Origin of the sequence: Marinobacter azerbaijanicus (assembly GCF_030250645.1) — a bacterium.
GTDB lineage: Bacteria > Pseudomonadota > Gammaproteobacteria > Pseudomonadales > Oleiphilaceae > Marinobacter > Marinobacter azerbaijanicus.
Map to the genome: position 1 here is coordinate 1 of NZ_JASSVS010000011.1, position 15,424 is coordinate 15,424.

The window sequence follows — 15,424 nt, forward strand, 5'->3', positions numbered from 1 at the left end:
TCCGGTGGGTGATGCGTTAAGAAAAAAGGTGTTCACGTTCAGCCAGAATGGGCGTTCACGTTCGCCGGAATATGCAAGACGACGATATCCGAGCGCAAAGCCTGTTCACTCGTCGGGTTATCCCGCGCAACGATGCGGTATCAGTCTCAGCGTTCTCCAGAAGAGCGCGAGCTGACAGAGCGCATCAAAGCTATTGCGTTCGAACGCCGCCGGTTCGGGTATCGGCGTGTTCACCAGTTGCTGCGTCGTGAGGGTGCTGAAGTGAATCACAAGAAGGTTTATCGGCTTTACCGGGAGGCAGGCTTGGCCGTCCGCAAACGCAAGCGCCGTAAAGGTGTGATGGTCGAACGGCAGCCCCTGGTGTTGCCTGATGCGCCAAACCATACGTGGTCCATGGACTTCGTCATGGATTCATTGGCCAACGGACGCAGGATCAAATGCCTGACGATTGTGGATGACTTCACCAAGGAGTGCCTCGATATTCCCGTGGCCATGGGCATCTCGGGTGAACAGGTTGTCCGAACCCTGGATGGCATTGCGGCCTTCCGAGGCTATCCGAAAGCCGTGAGAACCGATCAGGGGCCGGAATTCACTGGCAGAGCACTCGATCAATGGGCCTACCGCCATGGCGTTGAACTGAAGCTGATCCAGCCCGGAAAGCCGATGCAGAATGGTTACGTCGAGAGCTTTAACGGAAAATTCCGGGATGAGTGTCTGAATGAACACTGGTTTCGGGATCTCGCTCATGCTCGTGAGAAGATCAGCAATTGGCGCTTGGACTACAATGAGCAGCGTCCGCATTCATCCCTGGGGTATCAGACACCCTTGGAGTTTGCCTCCGCTCTCCGACTTGGAAAAACTGATTCAAAAGTAACGGACATTACTAGGGAGCAGTTGGATTAAAGACTGGGGGCAGGTCATAGCCTGGCCTAAAAATCAAAGGTTGAACTCATCTCTTGGTCACTCACCTGCTTTTGCTTCCAGTCGATCAATGACCAAAGATCCTGAAGGAACGGCTCATTCTGCCGATTTAAGTACTCGTAAACCCTATGCCACCAAAAGCGCCACTCCATAGAACGCCAATCCGCCGGCGCCTCTGCCGAGAAACGACTCAACTGCGCACGAAAGTCAGCATAATCCATTGCCCTTAGATCTGATGCGACTCGCTCACAAAGGTAGGTGGTTATATGATGTTCAACCCGAGATACGACTTTATATACCTCGTCCCAAACTTCTATTTTTTCTTTTACAATTTGGGGCGCTGATTCAAATGAAACCACAGTTTCGGACAGAGGCTCTTCCCACTCTCCGTTAACCAAATCTTCCACCACCTTTGGCGTCACCTCGATTAAAAGGTACTGGTAGCAAAAGTCCTGCGAAGGAGGCAGCGGATAAAACGCCCTTCGCCTGTGGCCATCTTTTTCCCGGAGTAGATCTCTAGCACCCTTTGCCTTGGAATTGCAGATGTGACAAGTAGGAATAAAATTGCCCGGATGGGCACCAAAGATTGGATAACGGTCTTTACACAGAAGATGATCATAGTCGGCGCGCCATTGATCTTCCGGACCTAAATGGGCCCTGTTCTGAGATAGCCGAGCTGTCCCACATAAAGGGCAGAGCTCACTATCATTATTTACATGTATAAACTGTTGGAAATGCTGCCCTATGGAACCGTTCGCTTGAGTTTTCGTCCCCTCCAGATCCTTAGTGCGTGTGAATAGGTGAATCGTTAGGTCCTTCAAAGCCTCGGATAGCTCTGGTGAATTCAGTTGAGGCAATTCTTTGGCTGTATCGTCGAAATAAGCGTCAATGTCCTGAGAGCTATGGATGATGTCATAGACTCTCTGGCGCTCTTGTGCCCTTTGTGGCAGGTTATTCCAAACTGCGCGGAACTTATTTTGCGTTGGGATATTACTCCAACATACGCTCGGAACGCGTGCGTTACCGATATCGTGTGAACTGAACAGATCTTGCGAAAAGCTCACACTGGTAATGCTCGCGCGCAGAAAATGTAGCAGTTCCGAATTAAGGAATTCAAAGACCACACAGCGGGGCGTATTTCTATGGAGGGGAAATAACATTTAGTTCTGCAGCTTCCTTAGGAGGTAGGCCTTTTCCATCGACTCACCCAAATTTGCCTCTATCCAACGGAGCGCCTCTACAGCACCTTCTCCATCATCGAGATTCTTGGGCAATCGCTTCTTAACTTCCTCTATCACTGACTGCGAGACCAATGAGCGCAGACCATAAAAATCTTTGATCAGTAGATCAAAAGATGCCCCGTAGGTCTGGCTAGAAGCAGGCTCCATAGAAATTACATGGTTTTCTTTCCGCTCAAATAAAAACACGTTCTCTTGTTTTAAAGAGGAAACCATGAACGGAGAGTGGGTTGAAATGAAAAGCTGAGAAATCGTTTGGGAATCTCCGGTTTTGAAGACAGCCTTCGAGAGATGGTGATGGAAATACGTCCTCCATGAAGGATTCAAATGCGTTTCTGGTTCGTCAAAAAGCATCAGTGCCTGCGACGCGCTGAACACTTTGGTTGCAGCAAGCACCTGCATCATTTGGGCCTCACCATCTGACAAGTCATCAAAGCTTACCTCTCTTCCAGCTTCGTCAGCGAGAAGCAGCGTGCTCACATGCAGCGGCAGCGGAGTCTTTAAGGGCTTCTTTACTGTTCCCAGAAAGTCATCCTTCTTCAGAATCTGGCGAGCCGGGTACGGCCAGTTTTTCACGCCGAGCTGCTGCAACTTGAACAGCCTTCCGAACAGCGTGTAAGGATTACCATAGTTCGATTCTCGCAAACCTTCTAAGACATCACGATCGCGAAGATCTAGCGTTATTTGTCCCGATAGATAGTCCAACTCGTAACTCTCATATTGAGCATCGGTGCTTCTTTGCCCGACAGGCGAGAAATTGTCTACTCCCGCTATGCGAGTTAACAACTGGACATCCTTAATTGAATCCTCATAGACCACGCCCGACCGAAAGTCGTAACTCAGAACAGCTTTAGAAGGGTACTTAAAAGCCAGTTCTTTGAATAACTCACCTACAGCTTCTGGCGGCAAGACCGAAAGACTGAGGAGCAACAAAGTAACGTTGTCATAGTCCAAATAGACGAAATGACTTGCGCGAGAATTAACCTCATTTACGTCGAGGAAACCTCCCTGCTCAAACGCTTCACCAGTCTGAGCCTTAAAGAGATGGGGGTATTTCTCGACGTAGCGTTGATTGATATCAGACTGGTCATACTCATCAATATCACCAGATAACTCTTTTTGTCGTCTTGCGCTAATCCTCCGCACTTCGAACTGCTGAACGGCATTTTTCATAAAACTGCGCTGAAGATTTTCATTCAACCCAGATGCATAGCCAACAATGTTGGGAATGGGAATCGTGGACGCATCCCTAAGCTCTTCCCAGTCATTGTCTCGGAACCAAGAAGCACTGACATTTCCTAAACGCCCTACAGACACCGATAATTTCACTGTGTGAGCGTCATCAGCGATTCCATTCGGGCGAACGCGCACAAACGGCTCATATCGGAAATCCCACTCATATTGAATTGTGACACCAAAGCCCAGTCCTTTTTTGGTTGTAAAATCCTCACGACACCAACGCTCAAGATAGGCCAAAGTCTCGCTGATCAACTCGAAAAATTGAGACTTGCCGGAGCCATTTAAACCTATCACAGCGAAGACATTGCCCGTTGTCTGACTGAAATCAAAGGTCTGGTCCTTTAAGCCTTTATACTGACCATGCAGCGTGAGTGACAAAAGGCGCATAAATTTCTCCAACCCTATAAAAGTTCCAAAAAGTCTCTAATTGAACCCTCTCGCAGATGTTTCCTTCGTCGCGCTACCCAGCAGCAGGTTCTTTTTCAGAGACAAAACCAATGCGCTCTGCGTTAGCTTCTCCGTTTCATACTCGCGCTTCGAGCCCTTTCGGCTTTAATAGACTTAAGCAACGCCTCGGCGCTGTTCTCGCCGCTGATCAGGTCCGGGTTGTCCTTGCGCCACTGCTTGGTGAGTTCGCCTCGGAATGCTTTCGCTAGAATGGACTGGGTGAGGTTGTTGACACGCGTCAGGGCGCTGTTGACCTGTTGCTCGATGCGGTCGGCGTGGGCGAAGAGTTGGTCGACGCGGCGGACGATTTCGGTTTGCTCATTTCCAGATGGCAGAGAAATTATAAATTTCTTGAGGTTCACTGGAGAAAGATTTGGTTGCAAAGTTTCGGAGAGCTTATCGTAAACTTGAAGCTTAAAGTAATTCGACTGAAACAGCAGTTCAAAGAACTCTTTCTGTCTTTCGTTATGAAATACAAACTTTGCGACACGCTGATTCAGGAGACCAACTGCCTCCGAGATTGGATACCTACAGACTTTCAATGTGTCATTCGTTATCGGCCGTGTGAGAGCCATCAGCAGGTCTCCGGGGAGGACCTCGAATCTTTTATAAGTCGTCAGATATTCTCTTGGTAGATACTGCTGGTTTTTCTTCTCGAACGATCCGTATTGAACGTTCGAAATCTTGATCGCCGGAGTGGCTCCGACATCGGTAAATTCATTACTTTTAAAAGCATTTCCCGAGATGACCTTGCAAGCTTCCGTGAGGGTTGTCATTTGCCAATCTTCGGGACAAAAGATGACTTCGCCTGATTTTTCTAGCCCTAAATCCAAACTCTTGTATTCACTTTTTCCACGCCACTCTTCCGTCAACCGCCCACTCACCGCCGCAGCCAGCACGGACTGGCGGAAGCGTTTGAGGATTTGCGGGATCCGTTCGAGGCGGGCTTTGGTGTTTTCCACCTGGGCCAGCAGGGTGTCGAGTTTGTCGGCGATGACCTTCTGTTCGGCCAGGGGCGGCAATGCAATTTCTTGAGAGTAAGCATCCTCTCTATTCAAGCCGGGAATAGCTGTCGCTCGGTTCAGCTGATTTAAAGGCAAATACCGGAGCTGATAAAACCAATAGCGAATTGGCTGACCATAAAACTTATCTACGTAGTAAGTTGTATCGATTGGAAAAAAAGGGTTCTCTGAAATGTGCACTTCGCCGAAAGAGCCTTTTCTCCCGATGATAAGTCCTGGGGTTTTCACCAAGGGCGAGCTGTGCTTGCCTACTTCACCATTCGAGCCAAAAACAGGGAACAATTCCCCGTCCCTCACTTTAGCTGGCAATGACTTGCCGTAAGTTAACTCAACAACTGAGCCAAGGGTCGTGATTCTCCAACTGCAGGGAGCCGAACTTACGCCCATTACGGCCGCCTCCCAAACATTTCGTCCAACGAAACACGCTGTCCGTCAGCCTCTTCCTCGGCTCCCAATTCTCGAATCAACGCATCCATCTCTCCCAAAGCCTGCACAAGCTCCCGCATAGCTTCACCCGCCAACACGTTAGGCTCAGGTAGGTTAGCGGCATCCATGCTTTCACTGTCCTTCAGCCAGGAAATATCCAGCGAGTCTCCCTTGTGTTCGGCGATCCATTCCCGCGAGAAACAACGCCAACGGCTATGCACCATGCGCTCATCCACGCCCTGGTTTTCGTCGGTCGCTTTCGTTTCCTCCGGCAGTTCAATGTCTTCGGAATGGAAGCTCCACTCGCCCTCTTTGCGGGGGCTTTGGCCGTTAGGATCTTCGCCGTAGACGGTTTCAAACGGTTTCAGGTGTTGCTCCCCAAAAGGCGTGCGCTTCCCAAAGCTGGGCATGTTGGTGCGCAAGTCGTAGACCCAGACGTTTTCGGTGCAGTTTTCTTCCTGCTGTTTGTTACCCGGGCTGCCCTTGGTGAAGAACAGCACATTGGTCTTCACGCCATGGGCGTAGAAGATGCCGGTGGGCAGGCGCAGGATGGTGTGCAGGTTGCACTTGTGCATCAAGTCCCGGCGCACATCGGTGCCTACGCCAGCCTCGAACAGTACGTTGTCTGGCAACACCACGGCGGCGCGACCACCGGGCTTGAGGTTCCGATAGATATGCTGCAAGAACGCCAGCTGCTTGTTGCTGGTTTTGTAGGTTAGGTCGTCCCTAGTAATACTTGCGTCGCCGCCCTTGGAAGTACCAAAAGGCGGATTCGCCAGGATCACATCAGCCTTCGGCAAACTAGCACCGGTCTGGCCCAGGGCGTTCCCCAGGTGAACCACACCTTCCTCATCCCCTTCCATGCCGTGTAGCAGGCAGTTCATCAGCGCCAGGCGGCGAGTGCCAGGCACCAACTCAATGCCGACAAAGGCCTTGTTGCGCTGAAAGCTTTGTTGCTGCGCATTTAAGTCAAACAGCTCATCCGTTTGCTGTTTGATGTATCGGTCAGCTTCGATCAAAAAGCCTGCCGTTCCCGCGGCTGGGTCCTGGATGACTTCCCCGGCCTGCGGTTTGAGGCAGCGCACCATGGTGCTAATCAATGCGCGAGGCGTGAAGTACTGGCCGGCCCCGGACTTGGTTTCGTTAGCGTTTTTCTCAAGAAGGCCCTCGTAAAGATCGCCCAAACCGTCCTGCTGGGCATTGAACCAGTCGATTTGATCAAGCGCCTTGATCATCTGTTCCAGATGACGGGGCTCGCGCAGACGGGTCTGAGCATCGGCATAGACGGCGCTGATCAGCGGGTCATCATGAACAGTGTTACCGTCGCCGTCCTTGCCGGTGGAGAGGCTCAGCAGAATGCGCTTGTAGTCGTTCAGCAGGTTAATGCCGGATTTGGTGTTCAGATCTGTCCAGCGGCAGCCCTCTGGCAATGGGTGTTTTTTGAGCGTGCCGGCCTCGGTGTTCTCGTGGACCATCTTGATGAACAACAGCATGACCAATTCGGTCACGTAATCCGAGTAGTTGATGCCGTCGTCCCGCAGGACGTCACAGAGGTTCCAGAGTTTTTGGACGATATCGTTATTAGTCATGCTTTTTCCTGTAGAGGCAAGGCTGAAAATTCGCTTATCTCAGTTATCTTTTTTTAGGCGCTTTCGCGCGGCCACATTGCGTCGCCCAGTTCTTCTAGCACCGTATCCAACTGATCGCCTAACACTTTGTCCAATTGCTTAGCACCGCCTTGAAATGCCGGCAGCTGGTTGACGGTTTCACGGTCGATAATCACTTCATGTGTTAGCTGTTTGGCCAGGCGATCCAGCCATTTTCGCTGAGCGGGAGTCCAGTTGTGTTGGGTATGAATTCGGTCCATAGCTTCTGCCACACGTTGCTCAAATGGCTTCAAGGGTTCCCCCAATGCGGCTCGACGGATGTGGCCGATAATGCTGGCGGCAATGTCTTTGTTGGTCTGATTGCGCACGGCACTTTGCAGCTTCGCCTCGGAATAGCCGTTGTTGTCCAGCAGCAACTTCACTTCCCGAAGCTGCTCGCGCGTTAGGTCGCGGGGTTTGTTAACCACCACAGACAGTGCCGCTGACTGGTTCATCTGTTCGCGGACGAATTGGTTGAAGCTATCCAAGTAGTCCTCAGGCTTATCATGAGGTCCGTAGCTTTGGGTGCGCTCCCGAATTTCGTCTTCGTGTTCGGAGATCAGGGGCATGTACTCGCTGCCTGCCAGTGACTTCACTTCGGCTAACTGATCCATCAGGCCACCATGCTCACGAATGAACTCAGATGCCTGGCGAGGACCCAGTTTATGAAGGTGCTGGTGCAAGGACTTGGGCTCCACGCCCCAGGTCTGATGCAGCTCATCGAGTTTCTGTTTGAGCTCTGGCTTTGTTTCGGCTTTGTTGTCCGCCTTGCGTAACACACGCATCAGCTTTTGGCTGAGCTGGCTGAGCACGGCGTCAGCCTGGGTTTCACCTTCTTGCTCACCGGGACTATTGAGGGCGGTTTCAAGCTGGCTCTCGTCTGTTAGTTCATCAACCAGTTGCTCCAGGGTGATGTTTGGGTCCCGCACCAAGGGCTTCATGGTATTCACATCCTGCAGAGCGGCGTAAATGTCCACAGGGTCATAGATGCGAAAAACGGTCTTGCCTATCTCGTCGCAACGGCGGGTCGCGCGGCCAATCATTTGCTCGTAAAGAATACGGGAGCGTACCCGGCGCATGAAGACCAGGTTGCAGATTGGAGGAACGTCGATGCCGGTAGTCAGTAGGTCTACGGTAATGGCAATGCCTGGGTAACGCTCATTCTTGTAGCGCCGGATGAGCTGCCCCACTTTATCGCTTTGGCCGGTGATTTTGGCCACGGCCGCTTCGTTATACTCGCCGTTGTAGAGTTCCTTGAACGCATCATCTAATAACCGCTTCACCATGTCGGCGTGCAGATCCGTCGCACAGAAGATCATGGTCTTCTCATCGCCAAAGGGATCCAGCTCCTGCACCAGTTGTTCGCAGATCACGCGGTTGAAGTTTTCGTTGATGACCCGGCGGTTGAAGGTGTCCACCTCAAAGTTCAGTTCGTCTTCCAGCTCGGTGGTATCCACCTCGCCGGTTTTCGTGTTGATGACTTCGACGGGCTTACCCTTTTCAAACTGGATGCCGTTCTGGGTCAGGAGGGTTTCATAACGGATAGGCGGTTCGTGGTCAATGAGCCAGTCGTCCGCAACCGCTTCCCGGTAGGAATAGGTATAAACGGGTTTGCCGAAAATTTCGCTGGTGTGCTTGGCAGGTGTCGCCGTCAGGCCAATCTTCACGGCATCAAAATAGTCCAGGACGCGCCGATAGCTGGAGATGTACTGGCTGGTGTCGCGAGTAGCCAGTTCGCCCTCGGTCATCTCTTGGTCTAGGGTATAACCCCGGTGAGCTTCGTCGATAATGATGCAGTCGAACTGATCAATCGGCGGTGGCTCGTCGCTCATAAAGATGCGCTTCACCATGGCCTGAACAGTGGCGACCTGTACCCGGGTTTCGGCCTCTGCCGCCATGTCCCCGAGCTCGGCCACATTGTAGATTTTGCTCAGGGTATGGCTTTGCTCCAGCGGCGCTTCATTGAACGCATCAATGGCTTGCTGGCCCAGAGCGGTTCGATCTACCAGGAATAGAATCCGCCGGAACCGTTCAGTCTTCAGGAACCGGTACATCAACCCGATGATGGTACGAGTCTTACCGGTACCAGTGGCCATCGCTAACAAGGCCGAGCGGATACCCTTCGCCAACGCATTTTCCGTCGCTTGGATCGCGCTCTGCTGATAATCCCTGAGTTTGAGGTAACCGAAAGGTTCGTCTTTCAGCAGTTTTTCGGCGTTTTCCTTATCGCGCTCCAGAAGGTCCAGCAACCCACCGGGGGTATGGAAGCTTGGTAAAGCTCGACGGGTGTTACTGCTGTCCCGAACGTCTCGAAACCAGGTACCTGATTGCTCAGCGAGCTGTGGGATATAGGGGCGGCCGTTGCAGGAGTAGACGAAAGGCACCATGTAATGCCCTTCCTCATCCGCAGGCCACGCAATGGTCCTGCCATTTAATTCCCATGCACCAACAATCGGCTGTTCTATCTTCAAGCCCTTGCTGTAACGCTCGGCCTGTCTGATTTTGCCTGCGACGTTGGTGTTTTCTTTCTTGGCTTCGACCACAGCGATGGGCGTTAGCCCGGCGAAAAGCAGGTAATCAGCACGGCCTTTCTCACCGTTGTGATTGGTGGGCCATTCGGCAATAGCGCGGTAGGTGCCCTTTTCTGGCCGTGCACCCTTCTGATAGGTGAGTTCCTGGCTGTCAGCCTCCCAGCCTGCCTCAACGAGTTGCTGGTCGATAAGAATGCGGGTGAGCTCTTCATTTAAAACTAAGGTGTCGCTAGCCGCCTTTGTTTGCTTGGCCACTTCTTGGCGATGTTCTTTCACCGAGTCTTCGCCCTGCTGGCTCAGCTGATCTTGCAGGGCTTTTATTTTCTTCTCGTAGTCTTTTTGCTGTTGTTCGAGGATTTGCTCATGAGCCTGCGCCTGCTCAGCCAGGGCGCGAGACTCCTTATCCATTTCAAGAGCCAGTGCCTCGTATTCTGTCTTTTCTTTTTCGATAAGCTGGCTCAGTTGCTGGCTGCTGTCCAGCTCCATGTTTGCCTGCTGAAGCTCGTGGCGGAGTTTTTCGATATCCCCATGGAGTTGCCGCAACTCAGCACTAGGGTCAGGAGGCGGAATAAAGGGGCCAGGCTTGAAGCTTGCGCCTGCCTTACCGAAAGATCGGTGGAACCAGATGGCCAATTCTCGCGCCAGCTTTAGACCATCCATTGCTTCTTTATGGCGAGTACGAAATTGGTGAGTGGCTTTGTTGCCCTCAATTCGCAGCGTGTGGAAAAGCTCTTTCACCTGGGGCTCAAGTCGCAGCTCGCGATTGAGGCGGTAAAGCAGGTCGGACTGACTGGTTTGCTCGTCGAACTCTATGCCGGACAGCGCGGCCAGATGCTGGGCTAGAGCTTCACCTAATTGACGAAGCTTTATCAGTGTGGAATTCGGATCGCTGGAGAATACCTGTTCTGCGGCACCCGCCAGATCTGCAAACAACGGATCGTGTTCGGCGAGAAAGCCAAAGTTGGGTGACGCTTGTTCCATTTTATTGTTCAACGTATCCCTCGAAAGCAACAGCTTAAACAGACAATAACAGACTGAAGAAAGGTTCAAAAACAGGGATGAAGTTAAATGGTAAAAAATACCTCTATTTTTTGTCTTCGAACAAGGATGGAGATATCCCACCCTTAAAATCAGAGCCCCCTTTTCCGTTCGCGGCGCTTGAGGCTGCCTTCCAGTTCGGCCTACTGCTTTTCGAGTCGGTGGTTATCTGGCGGAGTTGCTGTTGCCGTTCTGGGTCAGCACTTGTTTCTGCTGTTCAAGCCTGCGGACGTTCTGCAAGAGCCCGTTGGTTTTGGAAACTAGGCCGGGCTCAGCCGGCACGCCGCATATTTGAACTCTGGAATTTTCCCGAACGGGTCCAGCGCCGGATTCGTGAGCACATTGGCGGCCGCCTCCACAAAGGCAAAGGGTATAAACACCATGCCCTCGGGCATGGACTGATCGACCCGTGCCGTCAGGGTGATGCTGCCGCGCCGGGTGACAACGTCGATGGCATCACCCGCTTCGACGCCCAGGCGCGCCAACTCCACCGGTGCCAGGTAGGCCGCAGCTTCGGGTTCGCGCTCGTCCAGTACCCGGCTGCGACGGGTCATGGCGCCGGTGTGCCAGTGCTCAAGCAGTCGACCGGTGGTTAACACGATGGGATAGGCCTCATCCACCGGCTCGTCCGGCGGCAGCGGCCAGGTCGGAGAGAATCTGGCCCGGCCCCCGGCGCGTGGAAAGGCGTCAGAGAAGACAACGTCCTGCCCCGGGGCATCATCAGCCGGACATGGATAGGTCACCGATCCTTCGCGTTCCAGCCGGGACCAGGAGATATGATCCAGTGAATGCATGCCCTGCTTCATTTCCGCAAACACCTGCTCGGGGCCGGCGTAGTTCCAGGCCAGCCCGAAACGCCGGGCAATTTCCTGAATAACCCACCAGTCTGGCTTTGCCTCCCCTGGCGGCGGCAGCGCGGCACGGCCCATTTGCACCTGCCGGTTGGTGTTGGTGACGGTGCCTGTTTTTTCCGACCAGGCGGCGGCTGGCAGAATAACGTCGGCAAACTGGGCGGTCTCGGTGGCGAACAGGTCCTGCACCACCAGGTGCTCCAGGGCACCAAGCGCGGCCCGGGCGTGGGTCAGATCGGGATCGGACATCGCGGGGTTTTCGCCGAGGATGTACATGCCCTTGATCGTGCCTGCTTTGATGGCATCCATGATCTCCACCACGGTAAGCCCTGGCTCCGGGTCCAGTTCGGTGTCCCAGAGTTCTTCGAAAGCGGCCCGCAGCTGGGCGTCCCCCACCGGTTGGTAGTCGGGCAATACCATGGGAATCAAACCGGCGTCGGATGCGCCCTGCACGTTGTTTTGCCCGCGTAAAGGATGCAGGCCGGTGCCGGGCCGGCCCGTGTGGCCGCATGTCAGGGCCAGGGAGATCAGGCAGCGGGCGTTGTCGGTGCCGTGTACGTGCTGGGAGATGCCCATGCCCCAGAAGATCATCGCTCTGTCGGCCTTTGCGTATGCACGGGCCACTTCGCGAATGACCTCTGGTTCAACGCCGCAGACCGGGCTCATCACCTCCGGTGTCATATCCACAACACTGGCGGCCAGTGCCTCGAAGCCCTCGGTGTGGGCATCAATGTAGGCCTGGTCAAAGAGTCCTTCGCTGATAATCACATTGAGCATGGCGTTAAACAGTGACACGTCGCCGCCCGGCGAGAAACGCAGGCTGCGCCAGGCATAGGCATCCAGCGCCTGGCCCCGGGGATCGATGATGACCAGTCTGGTGCCGTTTCGTGCCGCCTGCTTGAAGTAGGTGGCGGCCACCGGGTGGTTCACCGCCGGGTTGCAGCCGGTGAGGATCACCACGTCGGCCTCGAGCGCCTGCATGAAGGAGGCGGTGACTGCACCAGAGCCCAGGCACTCCATCAGCGCCGCCACGGAACTGGCGTGGCAAAGCCGCGTGCAGTGGTCAACGTGGTTGGAGCCAAAACCGGTGCGCACGAGCTTCTGGAACAGCCAGGCTTCTTCGTTGGAGCACTTGGCGCTGCCGAAACCGGCCAGCGCATCCGGTCCATGTTGGGTTTTAAGTTGGGTTAATCCGTTTGCCGCGAGATCCAGTGCCTCTTCCCAGCTGGCCTCTCGAAAGTGGGTTAACGGATTGGCCGGATCAAAGTCGGGGTCGAGCCCCTTGGGTACGCCCTCCCGGCGGATCAGCGGCCGGGTGAGCCGCGCCGGGTGCGAGGGATAATCGAAGCCGAAGCGCCCCTTTACACAAAGCCGGCCCTGGTTTGAGGGGCCATCTTTGCCTTCCACAAAAAGAATACGCCCGCCCTGCTCTCCTGCCTCAGAGGGCTCGTCTTTGACGTGATAGGTCAGCTGGCAGCCTACGCCGCAGTAGGGGCAGACTGAATCCACAGTGCGATCAGCCGTGGCGGAGTCTCCCCGGCCCTGGGCATCGATCAGGGTGGCGGGCATCAGCGCCCCGGTCGGGCAGGCCTGCACACACTCGCCGCAGGCAACGCAGGTGCTGTCTCCCATGGGGTCATCGAAATCGAACACTACCTTGGACGCAGCACCACGGTGCGCCAGGCCGATAACATCGTTTCCCTGCACCTCGCGGCAGGCGCGCTCGCATAGGCCGCAGGTGATGCAGGCGTCCAGATTGACGTTCATGGCTGAATGGGTGGCGTCATGGCCCCGGGCGTGGGCCAGCGAATCCGACCGCGGGGCAACGTGGTGAACCGTGGGCTCGTCGCGCTCTGAGCGGGCCGGAAGGCGCTGGCGCACGGCACCGGCGTCGATGGCCAGTTGATCCGCCGTATACCACAGGTGGCTGGACTGGTCCGGGCTTTGCGCTCGCTCGGGTTGATCGGCCAGCAGCAATTCCAGCACCGCTCTGCGGGCGTCCTGGGCACGGGTGGAGGCTGCGCTTCGCACCACCATGCCGGGCGCTGCCTCGCGGATGCAGCTGGCGGCGAGCACCCGCTCGCCCTCCACTTCCACCATGCAGGCGCGGCAATTGCCATCCGCGCGGTAACCCGGGGTGTCTTTGAAGCATAAATGCGGGATGGTCTCGCCGGCGCGCTTGGCGACCTGCCACAGGGTTTCGCCGGGGTAGGCCTGAACGTCAATGTCGTCCAGTGTCAGGGTGAAGCTTGTGTTGGGGTTGCTCATGGCAGCCTCCCTACCCTTTGGCTATAAGGTTTTGGCTGGCGAGTTCGCTGCGGAAGTCTCGAAGCAGGCTCAGCACCGGATTGGGTGCAGCCTGGCCCAGTCCGCAGATGGAAGCATCCGCCATCACGCTGGCCAGTTGCTGGAGTGTCTGCTCATCCCAGGTATCCCGCTCCAGCAAGGTGAGCATCTTCTCGGTGCCCACACGGCAGGGCGTGCACTGCCCGCAGGACTCATCGGCGAAGAAGCCCAGAAGATTGGACGCCGCGTCGGCCAGATTGTCCTGATCCGACAGCACGATCACAGCTGCGGACCCGATAAAGCAGCCATGTTCCTGCAGGGTGTCAAAGTCCAGTGGAATGTCTGCTTTGCTGGCCGGCAGTATGCCGCCGGACGCCCCACCGGGCAGATAGGCCAGCAGGCGATGCCTTTCCGCCATGCCGCCGCAGTATTCCTCTATCAACTCGTTGAGGGTGATACCCGCAGGGGCGAGGTGGACCCCGGGCCGCGCGACCCGCCCGGAAACCGAAAAGCTGCGAAGCCCCTTGCGACCATGCCGCCCCTGGCTGGCGAACCAGTCGGCGCCCTGGGCGTGGATGCGTGGAATCCAGTAAACCGTCTCGACGTTATTCACCAGCGTGGGCTGACCAAAGAGCCCTTTCTGGGCAACGAACGGCGGGCGATGGCGCGGCTTGCCCGGTTTGCCCTCCAGAGACTCAATCAGGGCGGATTCCTCGCCGCAGATATAGGCCCCAGCGCCACGGCGCAAGATGATAAAATCCGGCGCGACGATTTCGGCCGCTTCCAGCTCGGCAATGGCTTCGGTCAGCACTCTGTGCAGCCCGGGATATTCGTCCCGCAGGTAAATGTACAGGGCCTTCGCCTCAACCGACCAGGCGCTAACCAGCGCGCCCTCGAGGAACGTGTGGGGTTCACGTTCCAGGTAATAACGATCCTTGAAAGTGCCAGGTTCACCTTCGTCGGCGTTGATCACCGCATAGCGTGGCCCCGGCTCAGCACGCACGGCCTGCCATTTGCGGAAGGTGGGGAATCCGGCGCCGCCGAGGCCGCGAAGCCCAGCATCCTCGAGCTCCTTGGCCAGCGATTCGATGCTCACCCGGCCTTCACGGCAATCCATCAGCAACTGATAACCACCGGTCGAACGATAGTCTGCCAGGCGTGGCCAGGAGACTTCCTCTGGCTGAACCTGCCCCTGCTCTACCGCGGCCTCAACACTCCGGACGTTGGCATTCAGCACATGATGGTGTCCGACGGCTACCACGGGCGCCGTCTCGCAACGCCCCATGCAGGGCGCGCGCAGGACTCTTACCGTTTCGGGATCAGCGCCATCAGACAGCGCTTGATGCAGCGCCTCTGCTCCTGCCAAACGACAGGAGAGCGAGTCACACACCCGCAGAGTTATCTCAGGCGGTGGCGTTTGCTCGTCGTGAATAACGTCGAAATGGGCGTAAAAGGTAGCCGTTTCATAAATGGCGGCCATTGGCAGATTCATGAAGGCGGCCAAGGCGCGAAGGTGGGGCATGGAGAGGTAACCGAAATCATCCTGCAAGGCATGCAGATGCTCGATCAGACGATCCCGGTGGCGCAACGATGAATCAATACGTTCGTCACCGATCAGGTCCCGCAGCTCCGACAGTATAGCCGGTTCCAGTTGACGGCCTCGAAGGGCAGAGCGCCGGCGTTTGGGCTTTTCTTCGTCTGTACTCATTGTTTTTGACCAGGCCCAGAGGTACAAAAGACAGCCTTGTTGGCTGGCCTGACTATCTAGAAATCATTGAA

General features: G+C 55.2%; 7 protein-coding genes and 1 pseudogene. 1 reads left to right on the plus strand and 7 read right to left on the minus strand.

Annotated features, from left to right (window positions below):
- Nucleotides 1-30: 30 nt before the first annotated feature.
- Nucleotides 31-903, plus strand: a pseudogene (locus tag QPM17_RS17840) (IS3 family transposase); the annotation flags it as partial.
- A 26-nt stretch (nucleotides 904-929) separates the two neighbouring features.
- Here the strand turns inward: QPM17_RS17840 and QPM17_RS17845 are convergent.
- From QPM17_RS17845 to QPM17_RS17875, 7 genes are all read right to left on the minus strand, one after another.
- Entirely contained in the window at nucleotides 930-2,081 is a 1,152-nt protein-coding gene (locus tag QPM17_RS17845; RefSeq protein WP_285392437.1) for a hypothetical protein, read from the minus strand.
- Nucleotides 2,082-3,785, minus strand: coding sequence for an AAA family ATPase (locus tag QPM17_RS17850; RefSeq protein WP_285392439.1), 1,704 nt, complete (start codon nucleotides 3,783-3,785; stop codon nucleotides 2,082-2,084).
- Between the two features lie 122 nt (nucleotides 3,786-3,907).
- A complete protein-coding gene (locus tag QPM17_RS17855; RefSeq protein WP_285392440.1) occupies nucleotides 3,908-5,254 on the minus strand; it encodes a restriction endonuclease subunit S in 1,347 nt (448 codons plus the stop codon).
- Nucleotides 5,254-6,882 carry a class I SAM-dependent DNA methyltransferase gene (locus QPM17_RS17860; protein WP_285392442.1) on the minus strand — a complete coding sequence of 543 codons (1,629 nt, stop codon included), beginning with the start codon at nucleotides 6,880-6,882 and terminating at the stop codon, nucleotides 5,254-5,256. Before QPM17_RS17860 ends, QPM17_RS17855 begins: the two co-directional genes overlap by 1 nt.
- Before the next feature lie 53 nt (nucleotides 6,883-6,935).
- The gene (gene hsdR / locus QPM17_RS17865; RefSeq protein WP_285392686.1) at nucleotides 6,936-10,451 is read right to left on the minus strand and encodes a type I restriction-modification system endonuclease; all 3,516 of its coding nucleotides are present in this window, start codon (nucleotides 10,449-10,451) and stop codon (nucleotides 6,936-6,938) included.
- A 317-nt stretch (nucleotides 10,452-10,768) separates the two neighbouring features.
- Complete coding sequence (gene fdhF, locus QPM17_RS17870; protein ID WP_285392444.1) at nucleotides 10,769-13,627, minus strand: formate dehydrogenase subunit alpha; 2,859 nt, start codon at nucleotides 13,625-13,627, stop codon at nucleotides 10,769-10,771.
- A 10-nt stretch (nucleotides 13,628-13,637) separates the two neighbouring features.
- Nucleotides 13,638-15,353: an NADH-ubiquinone oxidoreductase-F iron-sulfur binding region domain-containing protein gene (locus tag QPM17_RS17875; protein ID WP_285392446.1), complete on the minus strand. Its 1,716-nt coding sequence runs from the start codon at nucleotides 15,351-15,353 to the stop codon at nucleotides 13,638-13,640.
- Nucleotides 15,354-15,424 lie beyond the last annotated feature (71 nt).

Bases quoted from the DNA above. Each gene is read 5' to 3' on its own strand.
- QPM17_RS17845 (WP_285392437.1), bottom strand. From the start codon at position 2,081: ATGTTATTTCCCCTCCATAGAAATACGCCCCGCTGTGTGGTCTTTGAA.
- QPM17_RS17850 (WP_285392439.1), bottom strand. From the start codon at position 3,785: ATGCGCCTTTTGTCACTCACGCTGCATGGTCAGTATAAAGGCTTAAAG.
- QPM17_RS17855 (WP_285392440.1), bottom strand. From the start codon at position 5,254: ATGGGCGTAAGTTCGGCTCCCTGCAGTTGGAGAATCACGACCCTTGGC.
- QPM17_RS17860 (WP_285392442.1), bottom strand. From the start codon at position 6,882: ATGACTAATAACGATATCGTCCAAAAACTCTGGAACCTCTGTGACGTC.
- hsdR (WP_285392686.1), bottom strand. From the start codon at position 10,451: ATGGAACAAGCGTCACCCAACTTTGGCTTTCTCGCCGAACACGATCCG.
- fdhF (WP_285392444.1), bottom strand. From the start codon at position 13,627: ATGAGCAACCCCAACACAAGCTTCACCCTGACACTGGACGACATTGAC.
- QPM17_RS17875 (WP_285392446.1), bottom strand. From the start codon at position 15,353: ATGAGTACAGACGAAGAAAAGCCCAAACGCCGGCGCTCTGCCCTTCGA.